The sequence below is a fragment of the Xanthomonas sp. LMG 12462 genome (genome assembly GCF_009192885.1).
Lineage (GTDB): Bacteria > Pseudomonadota > Gammaproteobacteria > Xanthomonadales > Xanthomonadaceae > Xanthomonas_A > Xanthomonas_A sontii.
On the sequence record NZ_NMPP01000110.1, the window covers coordinates 1 to 7,232 of the forward strand.

Annotated in this window: 6 protein-coding genes; 1 reads left to right on the plus strand and 5 read right to left on the minus strand. The window is 69.3% G+C overall.

All coding sequences use genetic code 11. The annotated features are described in order from the left end of the window. Positions 1-156: 156 nt before the first annotated feature. The 3 genes from phaR to gluQRS form a co-directional block, all read right to left on the minus strand. Entirely contained in the window at positions 157-669 is a 513-nt protein-coding gene (phaR, locus tag CEK69_RS20495; protein ID WP_010342976.1) for a polyhydroxyalkanoate synthesis repressor PhaR, read from the minus strand. A 207-nt stretch (positions 670-876) separates the two neighbouring features. Beyond that, the gene (locus CEK69_RS20500) at positions 877-1,617 is read right to left on the minus strand and encodes a beta-ketoacyl-ACP reductase (RefSeq protein ID WP_017909333.1); all 741 of its coding nucleotides are present in this window, start codon (positions 1,615-1,617) and stop codon (positions 877-879) included. 62 nt (positions 1,618-1,679) lie between these two features. Further along, on the minus strand, positions 1,680-2,606 hold the full coding sequence (gene gluQRS / locus CEK69_RS20505; RefSeq protein ID WP_152247638.1) for a tRNA glutamyl-Q(34) synthetase GluQRS: 927 nt from the start codon (positions 2,604-2,606) through the stop codon (positions 1,680-1,682). 103 nt (positions 2,607-2,709) lie between these two features. Between gluQRS and htpX the strand changes: the two genes are divergently transcribed. Beyond that, entirely contained in the window at positions 2,710-3,594 is an 885-nt protein-coding gene (gene htpX, locus CEK69_RS20510) for a protease HtpX (RefSeq protein ID WP_017909331.1), read from the plus strand. An 89-nt stretch (positions 3,595-3,683) separates the two neighbouring features. Here htpX and CEK69_RS20515 read toward each other — a convergent pair whose 3' ends face one another. Continuing rightward, positions 3,684-5,756, minus strand: a complete 2,073-nt coding sequence (locus CEK69_RS20515) for an EAL domain-containing protein (protein ID WP_017914086.1) — start codon at positions 5,754-5,756, stop codon at positions 3,684-3,686. 187 nt (positions 5,757-5,943) lie between these two features. Further along, entirely contained in the window at positions 5,944-7,140 is a 1,197-nt protein-coding gene (locus CEK69_RS20520) for an NAD(P)/FAD-dependent oxidoreductase (protein ID WP_152247640.1), read from the minus strand. Positions 7,141-7,232: the final 92 nt, after the last annotated feature.

Genomic DNA, 7,232 nt, shown 5'->3' on the forward strand with positions numbered 1-7,232 from the left:
CGTGTGGTGGGCGCGCGGCCGCCCCCCCATCCCCCCCTGCGGGGCACCTTCTCCCGGGGGGAGAAGGGAGAGCAAAAGCCCCTCTCCCACCGGGAGAGGGGTTGGGGTGAGGGTAAGGCGCGAAGCGCCCCGCCGAACCTCACCCGGCCGCAATCCTCAGCGCGGACGCGACTTCGGTGCGGCGCCCGCCGGCGGTTCGCCAGGCTTGCCGGTGCCAGCGGCCGGGCGGCCGAAGCCGGCGCCGAGGTTGCGCTGGAATTCCTGCCACAGCTCCAGGTTGCGCTCGGTGAGCTGGTTCATCATGGTCCACGGGGTCTGCCCCAGCAGATTGCCCATCTGCTGGCGGAACTGCTGCTGCTGGTCGAGGAACACCTGCATGCTGCGCTCCAGGTAGTTGCCCATGAAGCCCTGCAGCGAGTCGCCGTAGAAGCGGATGATCTGGCTGAGCAACTGCGTGGACAGCATCGGTTCGCCGTCCTGTTCCTGGTCGGCGATGATCTGCAGCAGGACTGCGCGGCTGAGGTCTTCGCCGGTCTTGGCGTCGCGGACTTCGAATTCCTCGCCGTCGATGATCAGCTGGCGGACGTCTTCGATGGTGATGTAACTGGAGATCTCGGTGTCGTAGAGGCGGCGATTGGGATACTTCTTGATGATGCGAATCTCAGCCATGAAGCGATCGCTCTGTGACGGTAGGCGCGCAGCATGGCGCAGCGCAGCAGGGCTTGCAACCGCCGAAAGTACCTGAACACGCGGGTGCAACAAGAAAATCATGCTGCGCAGCATTCGCAGCGCAGCAAAAGTCCACAGGCCGCCGTGGCGGCCAATGCGGGATAGCGTTACCTCGCGCGAAAGCCGCCGCCTGAGCGATTCAGCCGCTCACCACCCCATGTGGTGGCCGCCGTTGATGTCCAGGTTCGAGCCGGTGATCCACGCCGCTTCCTCGGCCACAAGGAACGCCACTGCGTAGGCGATCTCTTCCGGCTTGCCGAGACGCCCGGTGGGGATGTCGGCGGCGATCTTGGCGCGGACTTCCTCCGGCACCGCCATCACCATGTCGGTGGCGACATAGCCCGGCGAGACCGTGTTGACGGTGATGCCGTAGCTGGCGTTCTCGCGCGCCAGGGAAATGGTGAAGCCGTGCATGCCGGCCTTGGCCGCAGCGTAGTTGGCCTGGCCGTACTGGCCCTTGAGGCCGTTGATCGAACTGATCTGGATGACCCGCCCCCAACGCTTCTGGCGCATGCCCTCGATCACCGGGCGGGTGACGTTGAACACCGAGTTGAGGTTGGTGTTGATGACTTCGTGCCATTGCTCGGCGGTCATCTTGTGGAAGGTGGTGTCGCGGGTGATGCCGGCGTTGTTGACCAGGATCTCGACCGGGCCGAGTTGGCGTTCGACCTCACGCACCAGGGTCTGCGCGTGCTCGGGCGAGGCGACGTCGCCGGGGACGATGGCGACGTCGTGGCCACGCTCGCGCATGCGCTGCTGCCAGGCCAGGGCCTTGGCCTGGTCGCGGTAGTTGCTGGCCACGCGGTGGCCCTGCGCGGCCAGCCGCTCGCAGATTGCGGTGCCGATGCCGCCGGTGCCGCCGGTGACCAGCGCAACGCGTGATGTCATGGATGTCGCTCCGGATAGAAATGGTGGGAAAGGACGGCCGCGGCGCGGCCCAGGGTCCGATTCTAGTCAGCCTTGATGTCGCTGGGGATAGCCGGTGCGACTGGCATCGCATCGTCCACGCGTCGGTCCTGCGACGGCAACCGCGTCGGGTCGAAGGCGCGCAGCGCGGCGGTGAGCAGCGCCGGCACCGACCCGGCGCCGGCCAACGCTGCCGGCGGCTGGCCCAGCGTCGCCCAGGCCAGGCGCAGCGCCGGCAGCGGGTCGGCATCGTCCAGCGGCAGCGCCGCGTGCGACTTGGACAGCTTGCGGCCATCGGCGTCGAGCAGCAGCGGCAGGTGCAGGTAGCGCGGCGTGGGCAGGCCCAGCGCACGCTGCAGCAGGATCTGCCGCGGCGTGGAGTCCAGCAGGTCGGCGCCGCGCACCACGTCGGTGATGCCTTGCGCGGCATCGTCGACCACCACGGCCAGTTGGTACGCCCAGCAGCCGTCGGCGCGCAGCAGCACCACATCGCCGACCTCGGCATGGACGTCCTGGGCCAGCCGGCCGCGCACCGCGTCGTCGAAGGCCACCACGCTGGCCGCGCCGGGCGGCACGCGCAGGCGCAGCGCCGGGTGAGCGCGGACCTGGGTCGCCACGCAGGCATGGTGCACGCCGCCTTGCGCCGCCAGGTCGCTGCGGCTGCAACTGCAGGGAAAGGCCAGGCCGGCCTGCAGCAGCCGCTGCAGGGCGTCGCGGTAGATCGGATCGCGCTCGCTCTGCCGCAGCACCGGTCCGTCGGCCTCCAGGCCGCAGGCGCGCAGGCTCGCCAGTTGCCGCTCGGCGGCGCCGGGCACGCTGCGCGGGCGGTCCACGTCCTCGATGCGCAGCAGCCACTGGCCGCCGGCGTGGCGGGCGAGCAACCAACTGCCGAAGGCGGCGAGCAGCGAACCCAGGTGCAGCGGGCCGGTGGGCGAGGGCGCGAAGCGGCCGCGGTAGGGAGGCGGGGACATGGACAAGCTGAATCCTCGGTCAGATACGCGCTTGAATTCAAGCGGCCGACACCGCAGATTCGAGCCAATCCTTCCATTTAATCCGTGCGGAGCCCACGCTCACATGTTCAATCGTATCGTCCTGTTCCTCATCACCAACCTGGCGGTGCTGGTGCTGGCCGGCATTGTCATGTCCGTGTTCGGGGTCAACCCCAACCAGATGGGCGGCCTGCTGGTGATGGCCGCGATCTTCGGCTTCGGCGGCTCGCTGGTGTCGCTGCTGCTGTCCAAGTTCATGGCCAAGCGCGCCACCGGTGCGCAGGTGATCACCGAGCCGCGCAACCACACCGAGCGCTGGTTGCTGCAGACCGTGCAGCGCCAGGCGCAGGCCGCCGGCATCGGCATGCCCGAGGTCGCCGTGTACGACGGCCCGGAGATCAACGCCTTCGCCACCGGCGCCAACCGCAACAATGCGCTGGTCGCCGTTTCCACCGGCCTGCTGCAGAACATGACCGAGGACGAGGCCGAGGCGGTGCTGGGCCATGAAATCAGCCACATCGCCAACGGCGACATGGTGACCATGGCATTGCTGCAGGGCGTGCTCAACACCTTCGTGATCGTGCTGGCGCGCGTGGTCGGTGGCGTGGTGGACAGCTACCTGTCCGGCAACCGCGACGGCCGCCGCGGCCTGGCCTACTACGCGATCGTGATGGTGCTGGAGCTGGTGTTCGGTCTGTTCGCGACGATGATCGCGATGTGGTTCTCGCGCTATCGCGAGTTCCGCGCCGACGCCGGCGGCGCCAGCCTGGCCGGCCGCGCCAAGATGATCGCGGCGCTGCAGCGGCTGGAACTCAACCATGGCCAGAGCACCTTGCCGTCGCAGGTGCAGGCCTTCGGCATCGCCGGTGGCCTGGGCCAGGGCCTGCGCAAGCTGTTCATGAGCCACCCGCCGCTGTCCGAGCGCATCGCCACCCTGCGCGCCTCGCACGTCAACGCGACGGTGAGCTGATAAGTTCGCTAGATCGACATGCCGGCCGGCGGAGCGCAGGCTCCGCCGGCCGTTGCTTTTGCGAATCTCCAATCCCGAATCGCGGCCCCTCAGGCAAAATCGAACGTCATCCCCGGCGCCGCCAGGCCGACGAATTCGCCCTGCACGTAATCGACGCCGGCACTGAACAGCAGGCTCATCGAGGTGGCGTCGGAGACGAACTCGGCGATGGTGCGGATGCCGGCAGACTGCGCGCGCCCAGTGATCTCGCGGATCTTGTCCTGGTGTTCGCGGGTCTGGGTCAGGTCCTGGGTGAAGCCGCGGTCCAGCTTCAGGAACGAGGGCTGGAAGTGCGCCAGCAACTGGAACGAGTCCAGGCCGGAGCCGAACTGTTCCAGCCCGACCTTGCAGCCCAGGGCGGTGGCGTCGGCCAGGAACTGCTGCGCGTTGCGCAGGTGGGTGAACACCTTGGCCTCCGGCGTCTGCAGCCACAGGCGGTCGCCGGGCACGCCGTGCGTCGCCAGTTCGCGCCGGATCAGGTCGACCATCTGGGTGTCGGCGAAGGCCTCCGGGCTGACCTTGACCAGCAAACTGGTGGCATGGCCGGCGCGCTGGCGTTCGCCGATCACGGCGATCGCGCGGGCGACCACCCAGCGGTCGATCTCGGCAGTCAGGCCATGCTCGGCGGCGATGCCGAGGAAGGTCGACGGGCCGATCAGCTCGTCGTTGCGCTCCAGGCGCAGGTAGGCCTCGTACAGCTCGTGCGGTTCGCCCTGCAGGTTCAGCACCGGCTGGTAGTGCAGCAGGAAGCCGTCGCCGGCCAGGGCCTCGCGCAGGTGCTGGACCCAGCGCTGCACGCGCTCTTCCTCGAGTCGGTCGGCCGCGCCCGGGTCGAAGATCTTGCAGGCGTTGCCGCCCAGTTCGACGGTCGCCTGCACGTTCTCGCTGGCGCGGGCCAGGACCTGGCCGACGCTGGCGATCTTCTCGCCGATCTGCACGCCGCCGATGCTGACGGTGACCGTGGCCGAGCGCTCGCCGACGCTGAACACCTGGCTGGCGTAGGCCTGCAGCAGGCGCTCGGCCAGCGCCGCGGTGCGCGCGTAGTCGCCTTCCAGCAGCAGTGCGAAGTTGTGCTCGCCGAAGCGCGCCGCCTGCACGTCGCCGTCGATGGCGGCAGCCAGGTGCTGGGCCAATGCGGCGACCAGCGCATCGGCCGAATCCAGGCCGATGTCGGCCAACAGGCGTGCGTAATGATCCGGCTCGACCAGCAGGAAGCCGTACTGGCCCTCGCCGCGGCCGACCTGGGCCACCGCGGTTTCCAGCGCCAGCATGAAGGTCGGGCGGTTGAGCAGACCGGTGACCTGGTCGCGCTGGCGCAGGTCCTCGACCTCGCGCGCCAGTTCCGGGTCGAACTCCTCGCGGCGGCGGAACACCACCTGCACGCAGGCCTCGCCCTCGTAGCTGGCGGTGGCGAATTCCATCGTCGCCGGAAAGCTGTCGCCTTCCAGGGTGCGCGCGTCCACCTGGTACTGCGCCGGCGGCGGCTCGCCCTTGCTCAGCGACTTCAGCAACTGCTTGAAACCTTCCACGTGTTGCGGGGCGACCATGTCCAGCAGCGACACGCCTTCGACGTCGTCGAACGACTCGAACCCGAACATCTCCAGGTAGGCGTCGTTGGCGCGGATGTGCATGCCCTCGTGGATGTAGGCGATCGGATCGCGCGAGGAGGCGATCAGTGCGTCGCAGCGGCGCTCGGTCTCGCGCATCTGCGCCTCGATCCGGCGCAGGCCGCGCCGCGCCTGCAGGTCGGCCCAGGTGGTGCGGACCACCGCCAGCAAGTGCTCGGGACGCTGCCGCAGCGCGATCGCGCGCGCGCCGCCGGCCACGGCCTCCAGCCATTCCTGTTCGTCGATGCGCTCGGCCAGCACGATGACCGGGATGTCCTTGCCGCTGGCGGCGACCCGTTGCAGCACCTGCGGCAGCGGGATCGACTGGGCCTGTGCGCTGAGCACCAGGTCGATCGGCTGCGCGGTCAGCATCGCCGACAACTCCTCGGCGTGCTGCGGCCGCGACGGGCGCACCGCGATGCCGCTGTTGCGCAGGCTGCTGACGATCGCCTCGGCGTCTTCGCCGCTGTCGTCGACGATCATCAGGCGGAGGGTGATGTCTTTGCCTGTGTGCATGAAGCCTCCCGGGGACGGGGTTTAATACACGATGCCCGCGGTCGCGTCCATGTTGTTCGGGAATGGGGAATCGGGAATGGGAGTCGCAAGAGCGGGCTATCGTGTCTGAACGTTCGCGGGCGGACCGAGTCGCGCGCGCAACGAGCGGTGTTTCGAGTCCCCATTCCCGATTCCCCATTCCCGCCCGCTAGGCCGCCAAACCAGCCGCATGGCCCGAGGCCCAGGCCCACTGGAAGTTGTAGCCGCCCAGCCAGCCGGTGACGTCGAGCACTTCGCCGACGAAGTACAGGCCGGGCACGCGCCGCGATTCCATGGTCGAGGACGACACCTGGTCGGTGTCCACGCCGCCCAGGGTGACTTCGGCGGTGCGGTAGCCCTCGGTGCCGCTGGCCACCAGCGGCCAGGCGCCGAGCAGCTCGGCGGCGGCGCGCAGCTGCGGCTCGTCCAGCTGGCGCACCGGCTTGTCCGGCAGCCACACCTCGCACAGGCGTTGCGCGAAGCGGCGCGGCAGTGCCTCGCCGAGTACCGTGCGCAACTCGGCGGCGCCGCGCAGGCGTTTTTGTTCGCGCAGCCAGGTCGCCGCGTCCTGCCCCGGCAGTAGGTCCAGGCGCAGGTCGTCGCCCGGTTGCCAGTACGAGGAGATCTGCAGGATCGCCGGGCCGCTGACGCCGCGGTGGGTGATCAGCATGAAGTTGCGGAAGCGCGCACCGTTGCAACTGGCCTCCACCGGCAGCGCCAGGCCGGACAGGTCGTGCAGGCGTTCCTGGTGCTTGCCGCTCAGGGTCAGCGGCACCAGCCCGGCGCGGGTCGGCAGCACCGCGTGGCCGAACTGCCGCGCCAGCTCGTAGCCGAAGCCGCTGGCGCCGAGGCTGGGGATCGACAGGCCGCCGGTCGCCACCACCAGCGAGGCCGCATGCACCGGGCCATCGTCGGTGTCCAGGCGGAACCCTTCGCTGCCGCGTTCCACCGCGCGCACGCTGCAGTCGGTGCGCACCGTCACCCCCGCCGCGGCGCACTCGTCCACCAGCATGCGCACGATCTGCTTGGAGGAGATGTCGCAGAACAGCTGGCCCAGTTCCTTCTCGTGATAGGCGATGCCGTGGCGCTCGACCAGGTCGATGAAGTCGGTGGGGCGGTAGCGGGCCAGCGCCGACTTGCAGAAGTGCGGGTTGGCCGACAGGAAGTTGCCCGGCCCGGTGCCGGTATTGGTGAAGTTGCAGCGGCCGCCGCCGGACATCAGGATCTTCTTGCCGATCTTGTTGGCATGGTCGATCACCCGCACCCGGCGCCCGCGCTGGCCGGCGGCGATCGCGCACATCAGCCCGGCGGCGCCGGCGCCGAGTACCACGACATCGGTGCGGAGGGGGGCGGTCCCGACGCTCATGCCGCGGCTTTGCGCACCGTGGGGGTGAAGGCGAAGCTGCCGCTGTCGCCCAGCCACTGCACCTCGCCGTCCTGGATCACCACGTCGAAGCG

What these genes read in the sequence shown, in the direction of transcription:
- phaR (WP_010342976.1), bottom strand. Translation starts at nt 669, where the DNA reads ATGGCTGAGATTCGCATCATCAAGAAGTATCCCAATCGCCGCCTCTAC.
- CEK69_RS20500 (WP_017909333.1), bottom strand. Translation starts at nt 1,617, where the DNA reads ATGACATCACGCGTTGCGCTGGTCACCGGCGGCACCGGCGGCATCGGC.
- gluQRS (WP_152247638.1), bottom strand. Translation starts at nt 2,606, where the DNA reads ATGTCCCCGCCTCCCTACCGCGGCCGCTTCGCGCCCTCGCCCACCGGC.
- htpX (WP_017909331.1), top strand. Translation starts at nt 2,710, where the DNA reads ATGTTCAATCGTATCGTCCTGTTCCTCATCACCAACCTGGCGGTGCTG.
- CEK69_RS20515 (WP_017914086.1), bottom strand. Translation starts at nt 5,756, where the DNA reads ATGCACACAGGCAAAGACATCACCCTCCGCCTGATGATCGTCGACGAC.
- CEK69_RS20520 (WP_152247640.1), bottom strand. Translation starts at nt 7,140, where the DNA reads ATGAGCGTCGGGACCGCCCCCCTCCGCACCGATGTCGTGGTACTCGGC.